This window comes from Bradyrhizobium sp. SZCCHNRI2009, from assembly GCF_032485115.1.
Taxonomy (GTDB): Bacteria; Pseudomonadota; Alphaproteobacteria; order Rhizobiales; family Xanthobacteraceae; genus Bradyrhizobium.
Window position 1 is genome coordinate 38,313 of record NZ_JAUEUH010000011.1, and the last position, 15,167, is coordinate 53,479.

Consider the following 15,167-nt stretch of genomic DNA (forward strand, 5'->3'; position numbering starts at 1 on the left):
CTTGAATCGACCGCCCCTGACGTCGAACCCGCTCACGCGATGATGCCGAAGGCGGTGACGGGTATGACCCAATAGACGAGCTGCGTTCCCGCAAACGCGCTTCTGAGCCGCTCGAGGAGCCGCTCGAGATCCTCTTCCGGCAACACGATCCGCACGACGACCTCGTCGGCATGTCCTTTCACCCGCTCTGCAGCGCTCCGCAGCCGGACGCGCGCACCGTGTCCGGCTGCTTCCGAGGCGGTGAAGCCCGTCACGAGATCGGTCTGCTCGCTCAGATGGTCGAGCACCTCGCTGTGAAGCGCATCCGGCACGATCAGGGTCAGGCAGACGGCTTGGCTGCTCATGTGGCTTCCTTCGCAGCGGCGCCGTAGCGGCGATACAGGATCGGCAACAGGATCAGCGTCAGCAGCGTGGACGACAGCAGGCCGCCGATCACGACGATCGCGAGCGGACGCTGGACCTCCGATCCGGGCCCCGATGCAAACAGCAGCGGGATCAAACCCAGCGCCGTGATGCTCGCCGTCATCAGCACAGGCCGCAGCCTGCGCTTGGCGCCTTCGACCACGATGCGCTGCTCGGGGACCCCGTGAGCGCGCAACTGGTTGAAATAAGACACCAGCACGACACCATTGAGCACGGCGATTCCGAGCAGTGCGATGAAGCCGACGGAGGCTGGAACGGAGAGGTATTCGCCGCTCGAGACCAGCGCGAACACGCCGCCGATCAGCGCAAACGGAATGTTGACGAGGACGAGCAGGGCCTGGCGCACCGAGCCGAACGTGGTGAAGAGCAGCACGAAGATCAAGCCGATCGCGACCGGCACCACGACCGATAGACGCGCGGCCGCACGTTGCTGGTTCTCGAACTGCCCGCCCCATGTCAGCCGATAGCCGGACGGCAGCGGCAGCTCGGCTGCGACCCTTTGCTGAGCCGCCTGGACGAAACCGACCATGTCGCGGCCGCGAACATTGCTGCGAACCACGCTCATGCGGTTGCCGTCCTCACGATCGATCTTCACCGGGCCATCGACCCGCTGGATGCGTGCGACCTGCGAGAGCGCAACATGCTGGCCGGACGCAAGCGTCAGCGGCAGCGCCGCCAGCATCGTCGGCGCCTGCCGCGTGGCCTCGCCGCCGCGGACCAGGATCGGCGTCCGGCGTCCCTCCTCGAGCGCGGTGCCGATCGTTCGGCCTTCGATCTGCGTGCGCAAGGCGGCCGAGATCGAGTCCACCGTGAGCCCGAGCCGGCCCGCCTCCATCCGGTTGACGACGATCGTGTAGTACTGCGCGCCTTCGTTAAGGGTCGTGTAGACGTCCTGGGCTCCATCGATATCGGATAGAATCGCCGACAGTTTCGCTGCGATCTCGTTGAGCTTGGTGATGTCCGGGCCGAAGATCTTGACCGCGACGTCGCCGCGGACGCCGCTGATCATCTCCTGCACGCGCATGTCGATGGGCTGCGTGAAGCTGAGCGAGACACCGGGGAAGCCGGTCAGGACCTCGCGAAGCGTCTCGAGCAGGACATCCCGGTCGCTGGTCTGCCGCTGGTCTGCCGGCTTGAGCACCAGGAACGTGTCGGTCTGATTGGGGCCCATCGGATCGAGCCCGAGCTCGTCGGAGCCGGTGCGTGCGATGATGCCGGCGACGTCGGGCACCTTCATCAGGGCCGCCTGCAGCCGGGCATTGATGGCGAGGGACTCGTCGAGATTGACGGATGGCAGCGTCTCCACGCTGACGATGACGTCGCCTTCGTCCATCGTCGGCATGAAGGTCTTGCCCAGCCGGGTGTAGCCATATCCCGCGGCAACGAGGCTGACCAGCGCCGCTATGATGACCTTGCGCTCGTTGCCGAGCGCCCAGTCGAGCGCGGGCGCATAGACGCGCTGCGCTGCGCGGATCAGCAATGGATCGTCATGCGACGCGGATGTGAGCACGAAGGATGTTGCGACCGGAAGCACCGTCAGCGCCAGCAGCAGCGACGCGGCCAGGGCGAAGATGATCGCCAGCGCGACCGGAATGAAGAGCTTGCCCTCCAGCCCCTGCAAGGTCAGCAGCGGAACGAACACGATGATGATGATCAGGACGCCCGAGGCGACCGGCTGCAGAACCTCGCAGACCGAGCGGTAGACGACGTGGATCAGCGGCGTGGTGCTTGCGTGATCGTGCTTTGCGAGATTGCCGACGATGTTCTCGACCACCACGACCAGCGCGTCGATCAGCATGCCGATGGCGATCGCAAGGCCGCCGAGACTCATCAGGTTGGCGGACATGCCGACAGCCCGCATCACGATCAGCGCCATCACGATCGCGAGCGGCAGGCTGAGCGCAATCACCAGCGAGGCGCGCCAATTGCCGAGGAACAGCAGCAGCAGCACGACGACGAGCACCGTGGCTTCGCCCAGCGCCCGCACCACCGTGCCGACGGCGCGGTTGACCAGCCGGCTGCGGTCGTAGAACACGTTGATGGTGACGCTGCTCGGCAGCGACGGCTTCAGCTCATCCAGCCGCGCCCGAACGTCGCGCACCAATTGTCCGGCGTTGGCCCCGCGCAAGCCGAGCACGAGCCCCTCGACCGTCTCGCCCTTGCCGTCTTTCGTGACGGCGCCATAGCGGGTGAGGGCGCCGATCTTGACCCGGGCGACGTCGCTGACCCGGATCGGGATTCCGTCGCGGGTGTCGACGATGATCGCGCGGATGTCGTCGATGCCGCGGATGCTGCCCTCGATGCGGACCAGCGCGCTGTCCTCGCCCTGGTTGACCCGCCCGGCACCGTCGTTGCGGCTGTTGGCCTCGATGGCTTTGCGAAACAGCTCGGACGAGATGCCGCGCGCCGCCAGCGCATCGTTCCGCGGCACGATTTCGAAGGCGCGAACATAGCCGCCGAGCGCGTTGACGTCGGCAACCCCGGGCACGGTGCGCAGCGCCGGGCGGATGACCCAGTCGAGCAAGGTCCGGCGCTCGGCCAGCGACAGATCGGGACTGTCGATCGTGAACATGAACATCTCGCCGAGCGGACTCGTGATCGGCGCAAGGCCGCCGCTCACGCCCTCGGGGAAGTCGCGCGAAATGTTGGAGAGCCGCTCCGAGACCTGATTGCGGGCCCAGTAGATGTCGGTGCCGTCCTCGAAGTCGACGGTGATGTCGGCCAGCGCATATTTCGTCGCCGAGCGCAGGATCTTCTTGTTCGGCAATCCGAGCAGCTCCAGCTCGATCGGGACTGTGATGCGCTGCTCGACCTCTTCCGGCGTCAGACCGGGGGCCTTCATGATGATCTTCACCTGGACCGGCGAGACGTCCGGAAAGGCATCGATCGGCAGGCTCGGCAGGACGACGGCCCCAGCGCCGATCACCAGCAGCGTGCTCAGGATGACGAAGAGCCGCTGTGACAGCGCGAATGCGACAAGCCGCTGCAGCATCTACTGCCCCAGTCGCGAGAGGATGCCGCGCAGCGCCGAGATGCCGCCGACGGCGATCTCGTCCTTGTCCGTGAGGGGGCCAGCGATGACGACGTGATCCTGATCCTCCGCGAGCAGCGTCACGGGGACGAGCCGGAAACCGCCTTCCGTGGCGACGAACACCGAGGTCTGCTCGCCGCGACGGACGAGGCCGCTATAGGGAATCTCCCATGCGCTTTCGCCTGCCGAGATGAAGCCGATGCGAGCGGCCGCCATCTGTCCGGAATGCAGCTCACCGTTGTTTGGAATCTCGGCGCGGACGAGAATGGTCTGCGTGGCGGCATCTGTCGTCTCGGACACCAGGATGACCTGGCCCGGTGTCGCATAGCCTTCGATGTCGACCTTGGCGCCGGTCTTGATGGCGCCGATGTTGGTCGCGGGGATCGCGATCTCGGCCCATAGCGGCGACAGCCGCGCAAGCTTTACCAGGGACGCGGCCTGCTCAAGGCGCTGGCCCGGCGATACCGCGATCTCGACCACGGACGCGGCGCGTGGCGCCGTCACGGTGAGTGTCGCGCTGATCGCCGCCTCATTGCTGAGCCGGGCGATGGCTTCGTCCGACAGCCCGCTGATGTGCAGCATCTGCCGTCGTTCGGCGACGACGATGCTGGCCTGGCGCGCTTCGGCCTGGCTCGACTCCAGCACGCGTTGCGGGATGGCTTTGCCTTCGAACAGGTCGGCGTTGCGCTTCAACTGCTGAGCCGCGAGTCCCTCCTGTGCCAGCGCGTGCAGGTAATCGCGCTGGAGCGAGACGAAGCTCGGACTCTCCAGCGTGAGCAGCGGCTGTCCGACGGTCACGCGATCGCCGCGGGCAACAGCGAGGTTGGTGATCATCCCCGCGACCGGCGCGCTGACGACCCATAGTTGAGGCGTGGGAATGACGATCTGCGCGGGATAAGGCAGCGTCCTGTCCATCCGGCTGGAGATCGGATGCGTCACGCGCACGCCGAGGTTCTGCGCCTGGCTTGGCGTGAGCTTCAGCTCATCATCGGCCAACGCAGCGCAGGGCGTGACGACGAGAGCCAGCGCGAGAGACGCGCGGGCCAGACGGCCTGCGGACCGGAAAAACAATCGCTTGAGCATTTCGATCAGGAATCTTCGCGTTCATGCATGACGCATTCTGCACACTATTTCGGCCAATTTCCGTATTTGTTGAGCTGCGTCAACAGGGTCCGGTCACGAGCCCGCGAGCCGAGCTGAAAATCTCGCTTGAGACCTGTCTTGTCGCCAACGACTCGCAGCAGTCACAGTCAGATGGCGCACATGCGCGTCATACCGCATCGGCGGGAACGAAACAGCTGATGATGATGTCGCCGCGGTGATGGACGTACCACACCACGGCTTCGCCGATCGGGTTGCCGCGGTCGCGGATGATGGCGCGTTCCGGCACCGGCATCCACCGGCCTTCGATCGGTACCCAATAGGTGCCGTCACGGACGTCATAGGTGGTGCGGTGGCCGTCGGAGACATCGCAGCATGGCACGCCGTTCGGAGCGATCACGCTCTTGAACCACGCGCGGATATCGGGCGGGACGTTGTCGAACTGCCCGTTGTCGAAGGCGGCCGCGACGGTCGCGCAGGCGAACGAGCCGATCGTGACAGCGGCCAGCATCGTCCTGCGCATTCGTTCGCTCCCTCCGCCGATCTACATGCCGCGCTGCGGCGCCGTCGCCAGCAATTCGCGCAGCGGCTCGGCGTAGAACTTCGCATTTCCGGTGGTCAGGTGGCCGCGCGTTTCGGCCGAGGTCGGGATGAGGAAGAGCTTGCCGTTGGCGACGCGCTTCATCGCGTCGACCGTGACGCCGGTCTCCGGCGGATTGCGCTCGTCGTCGGCCGAGTTGATCAGCATCACGGTTGCCTTGATCTTGTCGAGATCGGCGGACGGATTGTAGTCGTGCGAGGAGTCCCACTGATAGATGAAGTCGTTGGCGTCGGTGGGGATCGGCGTGGCGAGGCGCTCCTCGACCAGCTTGTCGGCCTTGGCGGCGGTCGGTGCCGCGAGCTGGTAGGCGATGGTGCCGCCGGCCGAGGCGGTGGCATAGGCCGTGACGGCATATTTCATCATGCGCGGCTGCGCGGTGTAGTTGCCGCCGTTGTAGTCGGGATCGTTGCGGATCGTCTCCAGCATCAGCCGGCGCAGCATCCAGTTGCGGGCCGCCATTTCGGTCGGCTGCGAGGCCATCGGCACCGCGACGTCCATGAAGTCCGGATAGCGCGTGGCCCACACCCAGCTATGCATGCCGCCCATCGAATTGCCGATCACGAGCCGCAGGTGCTTGATGCCGAGCCCCTCGGTCAGCAGGCGGTGCTGCGCGTCGACCATGTCGGCATAGTCATAGGCGGGAAATTTCGTCTTCAGCCCGTCGGAGGGTTTTGACGATTTGCCGTGGCCGATGCTGTCGGGGATGATGATGTAGTACTTGGTTGCGTCGAGCGGCTGGTCCTTTCCGAACAATTCGCCGGCGAAGGTCGGCACCAGCATGCTTCCGCCTGAGCCGCCGGTGCCATGCAGCACCAGCACCGGCTGCCCGGTCGGCTCGCCGACGGTCGTATAGTGCAGCCTCAGTTCCGGCAGCGTCTCGCCGGTGTGAAACTTGAAATCCTTGACGACGAAGTCGCCCTGCTTCGGGGCGGGATAGTCGGCGGCGCGGGCCGGCGCGCAAACAACGATGACGGCGGCAAGAACGGCGGCAAGCGGTCGAAACATGGACTCCCCCTGATCATGCGCGACTCTTCCGGCCGCGTCGGAGGCATGATAGCACGGTCTGCGACCTGGTTCAGTACCGGATTGATGGGACTCATCATGTGCCGCAACATCAAGACGCTGTTCAATTTCGAGCCGCCGGCGACGGAGGCTGAAATTCAGGCCTCGGCCCTGCAATTCGTGCGCAAGCTGTCCGGCTTCAACGTGCCCTCGCAGGCCAACGAGGCCGCCTTCGCCCGCGCGGTCGAGGAGGTGGCCGATGCCGCGCGACGGCTCCTGACCTCGCTGCAGACCCAGGCGCCGCCGCGCGACCGCGAGATCGAGGCGGCCAAGGCGCGGGAACGCTCGGCGGCCCGGTTCGGCCCGCGCTGAGGCCCATCGTGCCCTGACGGAGGGCGAAGCTCAGAAACCCTCGTCGTCGTGGTCGCCGCGCCCCTGGGCGTGCTTGTCGTGCTTCTTCTTTTTCTTGCCCTTCTTCTTTTTCTTCTTCTTCGGGAGGTCGATGTCGTGCGGATCGTCGTCCTCGAAGGCCTCGTCCAGTGCATCGTCATGCGTGGTGGCGGCGAAGATGTCGCGCACCGCGACCAGCTCGGCCTCGCGCTCATGCGCCTCGCGATCGCGGTTGCGCTTGTAGTCGTCATAGGCGGCGAAGATCTGCTCCAGCCAGGGCATCAGCTGATCGATCGTCGGCAGCGTGCCTGGCGCTCCCGGCTCGCCCTGCGGACCTTGCGGTCCGGCAGGTCCCGGCTTGCCTGGCGGACCGGCCTCGCCGCGGGGCCCCTGCGGACCGGGCCTGCCTTGCGGACCCGCCTTGCCGTCGGGACCGGGCTTGCCGCGCTGACCATCCGGTCCGCGCCGCCCGGGCTGCCCTTGCGGGCCACGTGGACCCACCGGGCCCTGCAGGCCGCGTCCGGCCGGATTCCTTGCCACTACCGCAACTCCGCTACACGTCTTTGATTCGCAGCGAAGCCTAACAGAGCCGCGACGACGGCAGCAATTGCAGCAGGGCTGCGAGGCCGATTGATCAACATCAATCGGCGCCGCATCCTGATGAGTTCCACGCGATGGGATATCGCGTGGCCGCCGTCGGATCAGGCCGAATAGGCCGGCACCGCGATGCCGTCGGCCGTGTAGATGCGGATCTTGTTGCGCAAGGTACGCACGGGCATGCCGAGCAGCCTTGCGGCGTGGGTACGATTGCCGTTGCAGCGCGCCAGGGTCTGCACGATCAGCTCGCGCTCGATCTCGGACAAGGGCGTGCCGATCAACAGCGGCAGGACCTCCGCCGCGGAGCGCGACGGTGGCATGGCAAGCGGCACGAGTGACGGACTTGCGGCTTCGGATGACAACTCTTGCGACATAACTCCTCCCGATCAACGCCCGCGCCGCCACTGAAACGACGCGTAAACATCGAGACCAACTAAACATCCAGCCCGTAAATCACCGTGGTCGGACAAGGTTAATGGGGCCTTAACGCCGGCGTCCGGCCGCCTCCAGCGCGCCAAATACCCTGAAATCGCCTTGGTTCTGCGCGGGTCTCGACCCATTTCGCCGGCGGCCGGCGGCACATCACGGCCCGCCCGGTCGGCCTGCCCTCCGACAGCCATCGTCAATGTCGGCGGCGGGCCGTTTGCATTGCCAAATTCCTGCGGTGAGAGCGCGTCATTTCGAACACACCGGCGGCGGCGCATGCGTGGTGCCGCGCAAAGGGCTAAATTCGGCCCGATCGATTCGCTTGGTGGGGCATGATCGTCACACACGGCCATCGAATGACCTCAAGCCCAAATTCACTTCGCTGGAGACTTCATCCATGACAATTGCATCCTCGCTTCGCGGTCTGCTGGTGGCACTGACGGCTGCTTGCGGCGCCGTCATTCCGGCCACGGCGCACGCGGATGGCGGCTTCATTACGCTGACCATCTACAAGGCGGGGTGGATCATCGGCGGCTCCGGCGGCAGCGGCGTGTTGAACTTCCACGGCCGCGCCTATCCGCTGTCGACCGGCGGCCTCGACTGGGGCCTGGTGTTCGGCGGCTCGCGCACGGTGCTGCGCGGCCGCGTCAGCAACATCTGGCGTCCGTCCGACGTCGAGGGCGTCTACGGCGCCGCCGGCGCGGGCCTCGCCGTCGGCCGCGGCGTGCGCGGCATCGTGCTGACCAACCAGAAGGGCGCGGTGCTGGAACTCTCGGGTGAACAGATCGGCCTCTTGGCGAACGTCGATCTGTCCGGGCTCGCGATCACGATCAGGTAGTTGCGTCATCGTCGTCGTCATCGTGGCTGCGTAGCAACTCACAACAGGTGTCATCGCCCGCCTGCGCGGGCGAGGACCGTCGTTGCGTGCTGAGCACTGCCAACACCATCTCTCTCCCTCACTCCTGCTCATAAGTCCGCGTTCTCGCCGCATCGCGTGCGCGAGGGATGCATCGTACGAGCCCCATCGAAAATTGAGAGGGGCAGGGAAGGCCGGGAGCTCGCCGCTCCCATGGTCCGCGTGCAACAGATAAGCACGCGGCAGAACCACAGGTTCGGCGGAGACATCCCGGCCTTCCCTGCGCGCATGGTCTGACGGCTTATACGTGGTCTCCCTGGCGCGCCGGCTTGTTGGCCGCCATTGCACGCGTCACGCTTCCGCATGAGCACGCACGTGATACCAGCTTCGGGGTATCAGGACATCACGATTTCGCCGTACGTGACGCTCGCGCTCGTCGGGCGCAGCGATCACGTCCACCGCGGCCCACCTCCACGTATCGTGACGACGCGTACGTCCCTCTGCATGAGGCGGGTTGAGCGGAAACATCGTCCTGATTTGCCCGACATGGCAAGCGCGCGGACGTGCGGCAAACTAACACGACGGGCAGTTGGTGCATGGCGGGGATGCGGAGATTGCCTGTCGGGCAAACCGGTTGTTGATCGCGCGAGGCATGGCGACGCCGCGGCATTTCATGCGATCGCGCCGCCTTCGCGTACTGGATCGTCCGCCTTCGCGGACGATGACGCCTGCATGTTGAGCTGCGGCGGAGCTCGATCCGCTGCACTTGCGAGCGCGAGCCAGAGCGCGGCACCTTGGACCGTCATGTCCCACGTCGGCGGGGCATCCAGTCCTCTGCGGCCTTCCGCCTCAATCGAGACGATCTCGGATGACCAGAGTTCCGGAAGCGCAAGCCACATGCGCTGCCAGCTCCTGCCACGGCTGCAACGTCCACGCGCCAGACGCCGCCCCGGACGGAGAGGCGAGCACGAACGTTGTCGGAAAGCCATCCCGCTCCGGCTGCCGCCCCAGCGCAATCGTGCCGGTCGGCTTGCCATAAAACAGGCTCGCGGCCTTCTTGCTGGTGAAGGCGACGGTTGCCGGGCGATGGTGTCGGATCTTTGCGGCGAAACCGGCGACGTCGACGCCGGCCTTCAGCGCGACATGGTCCATGCCCGCGCCCAGCTTGCACAGATCGGTGAAGCCGATGCCGAGCGACAGCAGCGCCGGAAATTCCTGCGGCTGGTACAGCCGCGGTGTCAGGCCGACCGCGAACAGCGTGCGCCAGAAACGGTTGCCGGGATGGGCGTAGTAGTGCCCGGTCGCCGCCGAGCGTTCGCTCGCGGCGGTGCCGACGAAGACGAGGCGCAGGCCGGGCTGGAGCTGGTCGGGCAGGCGGTCCATGGCTGGCGTTGTCGCATTGTTGCAGCCGCTGCAACAGCCTGTTGCCGGGAGGCCGCATTGTTGCTGCGGCGTCCCTGGTCTAGGTGACGCGGAGCCACGGGAGCACCTGATGTCGCAACGTCGTCTGTACCATTTCGCCCTCTCCGGCCACGCGCATCGCGCGCGGCTGATGCTGAGCCTGCTCGGCCTGCCTTGCGAGCTCGTCGAGGTCGACCTCAAGGGCGGCGCGCACAAGCGGCCGGACTTCCTCGCGCTCAATCCGTTCGGCCAGGTGCCGGTGCTGGTCGACGGCGATGCCGTGATCCCCGATTCCAATGCGATCCTGTTCTATCTCGCCGGCCGCTATGACGGCTCCGGCACGTGGCTGCCGCGCGATCCGCTCGGCCAGGCCCAGGTCCAGCGCTGGCTGTCGGCGGCGGCCGGTCCGCTCGCGTTCGGCCCGGCGGCGGCGCGGGTTGCGACCTTGTTCGGCGTGCCGCTGGACATGGGGCGGGCGCACCAGCTCGCCAACAGCCTGTTCGGGGTGATGGAATGCGAACTTGCCGCGCGGCCCTATCTGACCGGCGCGACGCCGACCATCGCCGACGTCGCGCTCTATAGTTACACCGCGCATGCGCCCGAAGGCGGCGTATCGCTGACGCCGTACCCCAACGTGCAAGCATGGCTGGCGCGGATCGCCGATCTGCCCGGCTTCGTGCCGATGCAGGCGAGCGCGGTCAGCGCAGCCTGACCGCCGCCATGTACGACTGCGTGCGAACGCCGCTTACAGGAAGCAGCGGCGCTCGTCGCGCAGCTTGAGCTGGATGTTGGTCGCCTCGACGAAGGTCGGCACCGGCTTGGACACGATCTTGTAGGTCGACGGCCACTCCACCGGCTTCGACTGCAGCTCGGTGTTCCAGATCTGGCAGATGCCGGTGTTGTCCCAGCGGATCACGTAGTAGCCGGACTTGGGCGCAGGCGCGGCGAAGGCGGTGGGCACGATCGAGGCGGCTGCAATGGCCGCGGCGGCGGCGAGCGTGGTCAGGCGACGCATCATCAATCTCCTCAAACAAAACAACGACAATCGCCCGCCCGCGCGGGCCACCGGCCTTGCGGCCGGACCAAGGCCAAAGTGGTGCGACAAAAGCGCGCGCAACGCAAGCCGCGCGTGCCGTCATTCACAGCGATGTCCGGGATGTGAAACGACGACTTGCCGCCGTCACGTGATGCCATAAGGTGCGAGCGGGCTCACAGCGTGCAGCGGCCCTGCTGGCGCAGCCTGATCTGCCGGCTCACGGCGTCGTTGAACGTCGGCACCGGCCGGCTGATGACCTGATAGCTCGACGGCCATGCGACCGGCTTGAAGGCGAAGGCCTCGCTCCAGACCTGGCAGATGCCGGTGTTGTCCCAGCGGATGATGTAGTAGCCGGCCTGGGCGGGCGCGGCGGCGAGCAGCGCGGCCGCGAGAGATGCAGCAAAAAAGATTGTGGTGAAACGAGGCATCGTCAACTCCGGCAGCGAACTGGCCCGGCCAGCGGGTGGCCCTATGTCGGAGCGGTCTCGTTCATTTTGAAGGCAAGTCTGCAGAACGCGTGCGTCAAAAGCGCGCGATCGTGGTCACCTGATCACTCCTGATGATCCCGGCGGAAGGGGAGGCGGGTCTGCAGGCTCGGCGCGTCGACTTGATTGCGGGGCTGGCGCGGTCGTTTCGGCGACCTCGGCGCACGGCTCAGGGGCGGACGCCTTCGGTGCCCGCGTGCGACGAGAAGCGGAGATCCGCGCCGAAGCTCGCTGCCGGAACCAGCACCGGAGACGCGCCCGTGACGATCGGCGGCGAGGTGACCGGCTGCGCGCGCCGGCGCAGGAAGTGGCGCTCGAGATAGGCGTAGGACAGCGTCGCCGCCACGATCGACAGCGGCAGCCCGATCGCGAGCCGCAGCGGCCACCACACGCCGTAGCTGTCCAGGAAGTTCAGGATCGGCAGGTGCCAGAGATAGATGCCGTAGAAGATCCGGCCGAGGAAGATCGCCACCGGCCATTCGAAGATGCGATGGCAGATCGTGCCGTGGCTCCGCCCCAGCATGGTCAGCGCGAGGATGCCCGGAAGCACGCCGCACACCATGCTGCCGAACAGATAGTAGTTCATGCTCGGCCCGTCCGCCGGCCAGAACAGGAAGGTGACCGTGATCCAGTAGATCAGCAGCGGCCATGCGAGCTTCGGCCACAGGCGATCGAGCGCGGGATAGGCGCCCCGCGGCACCAGCCTGAGCACGACGGCCATGGCGCAGCCTGCCATCAGCGCATCGGCGCGGGTATCGAACGCGGTGTAGAGCCGACGCCACTCCGCGCCATCCATCACCAGCGCCACGCGCCAGGCCCAGATTGCGGCCGCGATGGCGCAGATGGCGCCGACCAGCCGCCAGGTCACGCCGAACCGCTTCACCAGGAACGCGAAGGTCAGCGGCCACAGCAGATAGAACTGCTCCTCGGTCGACAGGGTCCAGGTGTGGCCGATGTCCTCGATCGTCTTCGGATCGAGCACGTACCAGTAGTTGGCAATGTAGGAGAGCGCGATCGCCGCGCGCTCGACCGCCGGCAGCAATGGCGGCCGCAGCAGCCAGGTGAACAGCAGATAGGCCGCGAGCATCAGGAGCAGCGGCGGCACGATCCGGGCGAAGCGCCGGGCGTAGAACTGACGGAACCTGACGGTGCCGTGCTTGTCGATGTCCCGCAGCAGCAGGCCGGTGATGTAATAGGCGCTGGCGACGAAGAACAGGTCGATATAGAGCACCGCGCCCGGCACGAGGCTGTGGGAGACATGCGCCGTGACGACGCCCAGCGTCATCAGCCCGCGCATGCCGTCATGCGAGGGAACGTAGCCGAGCGGATAGACCTGGGCCTGGAAGGCCTCCCGGATCGCCTCCCGCAACGGCGCCGTGGCGGTGCCTGCGAGGCGCAACAGGGCATGGATCGGCAATGAATAAAACATCTATCGTGAAATTTTCGGAGATAATGTTTCGGACTATTAAATCTTATTTAAAATTTAAATCGACCGCAAGAGACGAAATAGCAGGACGGGGGCCATCACGACGCAGGGTTGCGGCGGAATGAGGCAGGCCGCCGCGGTGGCGGCAAACGGCGGCGTCAGCGCAGGTGATGCGAAGGGAAACTCGCGGTGCTGCTGCGGAGCGCAACGGCGTGTTGCTCGACCGGCATCTTCCGCTCCTCGAGGTCGCGTGAACGGCAGAGCGGCGTCCGCTGATCGGCAGCACGATCGCTGGACGACGATCATAGTCATTGACCGTCGCCTCATCGGCAAAACCGCCGGGTGGGCGAAGCGACGTCTCGCTGCATCGCCGCGCGTCGGCTGACGCGTGCCCACCATGCCCTCCGCGGTGGGCGCGCCTCCGCCGCCGCTCTGCGAGCGCCGACGGCGGCTTTGCCCACCCTGCGGTGTCGCGGCCGCCGCGACGCCCTCGATCAGCATCTTCTGGAGTGGGGGCGCTAGACGGGTGAATGCGCGTCCACGACGGTGTCGGTGTCACCAACACGGAGCGACAATCATTGGTTGTAAATCGCGGAATTGAAGTCTAAAATCCGCGATTGTTTGAGCGCGGCCAATTTTTGAGTTTCATTTCAACGGAGCTTGTCATGGAAGAAGCGCATATCAAGTCATTCGAGGCTCTGCCTCAGTCCACCTCATGCAGGATCATCACGTTCGACAGCGCGACCGTGGTGCCTGGCATCGTTCCGAACACCTACTTCCTGATCGTCACCGGCACCAAGCCCTGGGTCACGATGAAGGTCGAATTGCATCCGCTGATCTATATCCGGCAACCCGAATATTGGGGCATCGAGGTGGTCGGCTGCCAAAGCGGCATCGGCTTGCCGCAGACCGCGCCGTATCACGTTGTCCTCGACATCACACACGTGCGCGGCAAGAAGGGGATCGAAGTGATCGGCGCCACGAGCAGGAAGCAGATCAACGTGCCGTAGGTCGGTCGACGGTCGGGTGGGGGGCATTCGCGCGCGCCGAAGCGGATCGCGCAACGCCCTCGGCCTGACCAGCTCACGTTACGACGAGCGCCGCGACACCCTCGATCTCGATCAGCATCTTCGGATCGGGCAGAACGTAGGGCGGGTTAGCGCCCGCGGGACGATTTCACCGCGGAGGGAATGTTTGCCAGGGCGCGTAACCCGCCGCCTGGAATGGTGGGTTACGCGAACGGCGTTCAGCCATGTGCGAGCGTGGAGAGATCGTCGGTTGCCGTCCGCTAACCCACCCTACCGTTTCGCGACCGCCGCGACACCCTCGATCTCGATCAGCATCTTCGGATCAGGCAGCGCTGCGACCACGCAGGTGGTGCGCGCGGGGTAGGGTGCCGGCCCGAACGCCGCGGCATAGAGTCGGTTCATGGTCGCGACATCAGCGGCTCGCGTCAGCAGCACGTTGACCTTGACGAGGTCGCGAATGGTCGCGCCGCCTTCGGTCAGGACGTGGGTGAAGTTGGTAACGACATTGGCGAACTGCGCCTCGAACTCGTCGGGCAGGGCGCCGTCGGCGTCGAAGCCGGGAATGCCGGAGATGAAGAGGAGATCGCCGACGCGGGTGCCGAACGACAGCGGCGGGGCCTTGATGTGGGGTGGGGCGGGGATGTGGTGGATGGGCATGTTTGAGTACTTGCGTTCTGTTGCGAATATCGGGGTATCTAGTCATTTTTGATTGAGAAGGGAGAGCGCCATTATGGTTGATTTCGTCCATTGGATTACAACGAACAGAGATTTCATCACGAGTTGGACTGCCATCCTTGCGATTGTTGCATCAACCGTTTCAATTGCGATCGCGGTGAGCAATATGAGAATGCAGAGAGCACATTATCGAAAAACAGTGATGCCTTTTGGCAATCTAAGTATGGGTGATTACGAAAATCAGCTATTCGTGCGGCTAAGGAATGATGGTGTGGGTCCCATGATTGTCGACGGAGTATCGATTCTGCAAAACGAAAATGGCGCTAAGATTGGCGAAGCGTTGATCGATCTTATGCCCAGAGATCTCTTGTGGGCGACGTTCGTCAAGAACATCTCTGGGCGTGCATTCGCGCCGGGCAAGGATATCGACCTCATATTGTTCGACGTTGATGAAGCCGACCCGGCCTCTATCGCTGCGAGGCAAAGCATTCGTGCAGCCCTGTCAAAGCTTTCAGTTAAAGTGGAATATCATAGCATATACGGGGAGAAATTCCTTGCTCAACGATCTCTTGACTGGTTTGGCCGGCACGCGTGAAGTGAATCCTTAAGGCTAAACACCTGCCGAAGCTGGTAGAAGCAAAAAGCCGGGCTTGCGCCCGGCTTCGATGGATGGCCGGGTCAAGCCCGGC

At 65.2% G+C, this 15,167-nt stretch carries 17 protein-coding genes; 5 read left to right on the forward strand and 12 right to left on the reverse strand.

The window, feature by feature from the left end; genetic code table 11:
* Positions 1-32: 32 nt before the first annotated feature.
* The 5 genes from QX041_RS30100 to QX041_RS30120 all read right to left on the reverse strand — a co-directional run bounded on the left by QX041_RS30100 (position 33) and on the right by QX041_RS30120 (position 6,161).
* Entirely contained in the window at positions 33-344 is a 312-nt protein-coding gene (locus QX041_RS30100) for a DUF3240 family protein (RefSeq protein ID WP_316167577.1), read from the reverse strand.
* Positions 341-3,415 carry a CusA/CzcA family heavy metal efflux RND transporter gene (locus QX041_RS30105; protein ID WP_316167578.1) on the reverse strand — a complete coding sequence of 1,025 codons (3,075 nt, stop codon included), beginning with the start codon at positions 3,413-3,415 and terminating at the stop codon, positions 341-343. The genes QX041_RS30100 and QX041_RS30105 overlap by 4 nt, the downstream gene beginning before the upstream one ends.
* Positions 3,416-4,537 carry an efflux RND transporter periplasmic adaptor subunit gene (locus QX041_RS30110; RefSeq protein ID WP_316167579.1) on the reverse strand — a complete coding sequence of 374 codons (1,122 nt, stop codon included), beginning with the start codon at positions 4,535-4,537 and terminating at the stop codon, positions 3,416-3,418. It lies immediately after the preceding gene.
* A 187-nt stretch (positions 4,538-4,724) separates the two neighbouring features.
* Positions 4,725-5,078: a hypothetical protein gene (locus QX041_RS30115; RefSeq protein WP_409977983.1), complete on the reverse strand. Its 354-nt coding sequence runs from the start codon at positions 5,076-5,078 to the stop codon at positions 4,725-4,727.
* Positions 5,079-5,099: 21 nt separating this feature from the next.
* Positions 5,100-6,161: an alpha/beta fold hydrolase gene (locus QX041_RS30120; RefSeq protein ID WP_316167580.1), complete on the reverse strand. Its 1,062-nt coding sequence runs from the start codon at positions 6,159-6,161 to the stop codon at positions 5,100-5,102.
* Between the two features lie 96 nt (positions 6,162-6,257).
* Between QX041_RS30120 and QX041_RS30125 the strand changes: the two genes are divergently transcribed.
* Positions 6,258-6,530, forward strand: coding sequence for a DUF2277 domain-containing protein (locus QX041_RS30125; RefSeq protein ID WP_315827139.1), 273 nt, complete (start codon positions 6,258-6,260; stop codon positions 6,528-6,530).
* Between the two features lie 30 nt (positions 6,531-6,560).
* On the opposite strand, the gene QX041_RS30130 is transcribed toward QX041_RS30125, so the two are convergent.
* Complete coding sequence (locus QX041_RS30130) at positions 6,561-7,088, reverse strand: collagen-like protein (RefSeq protein ID WP_315827118.1); 528 nt, start codon at positions 7,086-7,088, stop codon at positions 6,561-6,563.
* A 161-nt stretch (positions 7,089-7,249) separates the two neighbouring features.
* On the reverse strand, positions 7,250-7,519 hold the full coding sequence (locus QX041_RS30135) for a helix-turn-helix domain-containing protein (protein ID WP_315717831.1): 270 nt from the start codon (positions 7,517-7,519) through the stop codon (positions 7,250-7,252).
* 449 nt (positions 7,520-7,968) lie between these two features.
* Between QX041_RS30135 and QX041_RS30140 the strand changes: the two genes are divergently transcribed.
* On the forward strand, positions 7,969-8,409 hold the full coding sequence (locus tag QX041_RS30140) for a hypothetical protein (protein ID WP_315717830.1): 441 nt from the start codon (positions 7,969-7,971) through the stop codon (positions 8,407-8,409).
* 867 nt (positions 8,410-9,276) lie between these two features.
* Here the strand turns inward: QX041_RS30140 and QX041_RS30145 are convergent.
* Positions 9,277-9,810, reverse strand: coding sequence for a mismatch-specific DNA-glycosylase (locus tag QX041_RS30145; protein ID WP_315827117.1), 534 nt, complete (start codon positions 9,808-9,810; stop codon positions 9,277-9,279).
* 109 nt (positions 9,811-9,919) lie between these two features.
* On the opposite strand from QX041_RS30145, the gene QX041_RS30150 reads away from it, so the two are divergent.
* Positions 9,920-10,540: a glutathione S-transferase gene (locus QX041_RS30150; protein ID WP_315827116.1), complete on the forward strand. Its 621-nt coding sequence runs from the start codon at positions 9,920-9,922 to the stop codon at positions 10,538-10,540.
* 33 nt (positions 10,541-10,573) lie between these two features.
* Here the strand turns inward: QX041_RS30150 and QX041_RS30155 are convergent, their stop codons facing one another.
* From QX041_RS30155 to QX041_RS30165, 3 genes are all read right to left on the reverse strand, one after another.
* Positions 10,574-10,843, reverse strand: a complete 270-nt coding sequence (locus tag QX041_RS30155; protein WP_315827115.1) for a hypothetical protein — start codon at positions 10,841-10,843, stop codon at positions 10,574-10,576.
* Between the two features lie 194 nt (positions 10,844-11,037).
* Positions 11,038-11,292, reverse strand: a complete 255-nt coding sequence (locus QX041_RS30160) for a hypothetical protein (RefSeq protein ID WP_315827114.1) — start codon at positions 11,290-11,292, stop codon at positions 11,038-11,040.
* Between the two features lie 226 nt (positions 11,293-11,518).
* On the reverse strand, positions 11,519-12,778 hold the full coding sequence (locus QX041_RS30165; protein ID WP_316167581.1) for an acyltransferase: 1,260 nt from the start codon (positions 12,776-12,778) through the stop codon (positions 11,519-11,521).
* Positions 12,779-13,440: 662 nt separating this feature from the next.
* Between QX041_RS30165 and QX041_RS30170 the strand changes: the two genes are divergently transcribed.
* The gene (locus QX041_RS30170; protein ID WP_315827112.1) at positions 13,441-13,785 is read left to right on the forward strand and encodes a hypothetical protein; all 345 of its coding nucleotides are present in this window, start codon (positions 13,441-13,443) and stop codon (positions 13,783-13,785) included.
* A 288-nt stretch (positions 13,786-14,073) separates the two neighbouring features.
* Here the strand turns inward: QX041_RS30170 and QX041_RS30175 are convergent, their stop codons facing one another.
* A complete protein-coding gene (locus QX041_RS30175; RefSeq protein WP_315827111.1) occupies positions 14,074-14,460 on the reverse strand; it encodes a RidA family protein in 387 nt (128 codons plus the stop codon).
* A gap of 73 nt (positions 14,461-14,533) precedes the next feature.
* Here QX041_RS30175 and QX041_RS30180 point away from each other — a divergent pair, with 73 nt between their 5' ends.
* Positions 14,534-15,073: a hypothetical protein gene (locus tag QX041_RS30180; protein WP_315827110.1), complete on the forward strand. Its 540-nt coding sequence runs from the start codon at positions 14,534-14,536 to the stop codon at positions 15,071-15,073.
* The last annotated feature ends 94 nt before the right edge of the window (positions 15,074-15,167 follow it).

What these genes read in the sequence shown, in the direction of transcription:
- QX041_RS30100 (WP_316167577.1), bottom strand. Translation starts at nt 344, where the DNA reads ATGAGCAGCCAAGCCGTCTGCCTGACCCTGATCGTGCCGGATGCGCTT.
- QX041_RS30105 (WP_316167578.1), bottom strand. Translation starts at nt 3,415, where the DNA reads ATGCTGCAGCGGCTTGTCGCATTCGCGCTGTCACAGCGGCTCTTCGTC.
- QX041_RS30110 (WP_316167579.1), bottom strand. Translation starts at nt 4,537, where the DNA reads ATGCTCAAGCGATTGTTTTTCCGGTCCGCAGGCCGTCTGGCCCGCGCG.
- QX041_RS30115 (WP_409977983.1), bottom strand. Translation starts at nt 5,078, where the DNA reads ATGCGCAGGACGATGCTGGCCGCTGTCACGATCGGCTCGTTCGCCTGC.
- QX041_RS30120 (WP_316167580.1), bottom strand. Translation starts at nt 6,161, where the DNA reads ATGTTTCGACCGCTTGCCGCCGTTCTTGCCGCCGTCATCGTTGTTTGC.
- QX041_RS30125 (WP_315827139.1), top strand. Translation starts at nt 6,258, where the DNA reads ATGTGCCGCAACATCAAGACGCTGTTCAATTTCGAGCCGCCGGCGACG.
- QX041_RS30135 (WP_315717831.1), bottom strand. Translation starts at nt 7,519, where the DNA reads ATGTCGCAAGAGTTGTCATCCGAAGCCGCAAGTCCGTCACTCGTGCCG.
- QX041_RS30140 (WP_315717830.1), top strand. Translation starts at nt 7,969, where the DNA reads ATGACAATTGCATCCTCGCTTCGCGGTCTGCTGGTGGCACTGACGGCT.
- QX041_RS30145 (WP_315827117.1), bottom strand. Translation starts at nt 9,810, where the DNA reads ATGGACCGCCTGCCCGACCAGCTCCAGCCCGGCCTGCGCCTCGTCTTC.
- QX041_RS30150 (WP_315827116.1), top strand. Translation starts at nt 9,920, where the DNA reads ATGTCGCAACGTCGTCTGTACCATTTCGCCCTCTCCGGCCACGCGCAT.
- QX041_RS30155 (WP_315827115.1), bottom strand. Translation starts at nt 10,843, where the DNA reads ATGCGTCGCCTGACCACGCTCGCCGCCGCCGCGGCCATTGCAGCCGCC.
- QX041_RS30160 (WP_315827114.1), bottom strand. Translation starts at nt 11,292, where the DNA reads ATGCCTCGTTTCACCACAATCTTTTTTGCTGCATCTCTCGCGGCCGCG.
- QX041_RS30165 (WP_316167581.1), bottom strand. Translation starts at nt 12,778, where the DNA reads ATGTTTTATTCATTGCCGATCCATGCCCTGTTGCGCCTCGCAGGCACC.
- QX041_RS30170 (WP_315827112.1), top strand. Translation starts at nt 13,441, where the DNA reads ATGGAAGAAGCGCATATCAAGTCATTCGAGGCTCTGCCTCAGTCCACC.
- QX041_RS30175 (WP_315827111.1), bottom strand. Translation starts at nt 14,460, where the DNA reads ATGCCCATCCACCACATCCCCGCCCCACCCCACATCAAGGCCCCGCCG.
- QX041_RS30180 (WP_315827110.1), top strand. Translation starts at nt 14,534, where the DNA reads ATGGTTGATTTCGTCCATTGGATTACAACGAACAGAGATTTCATCACG.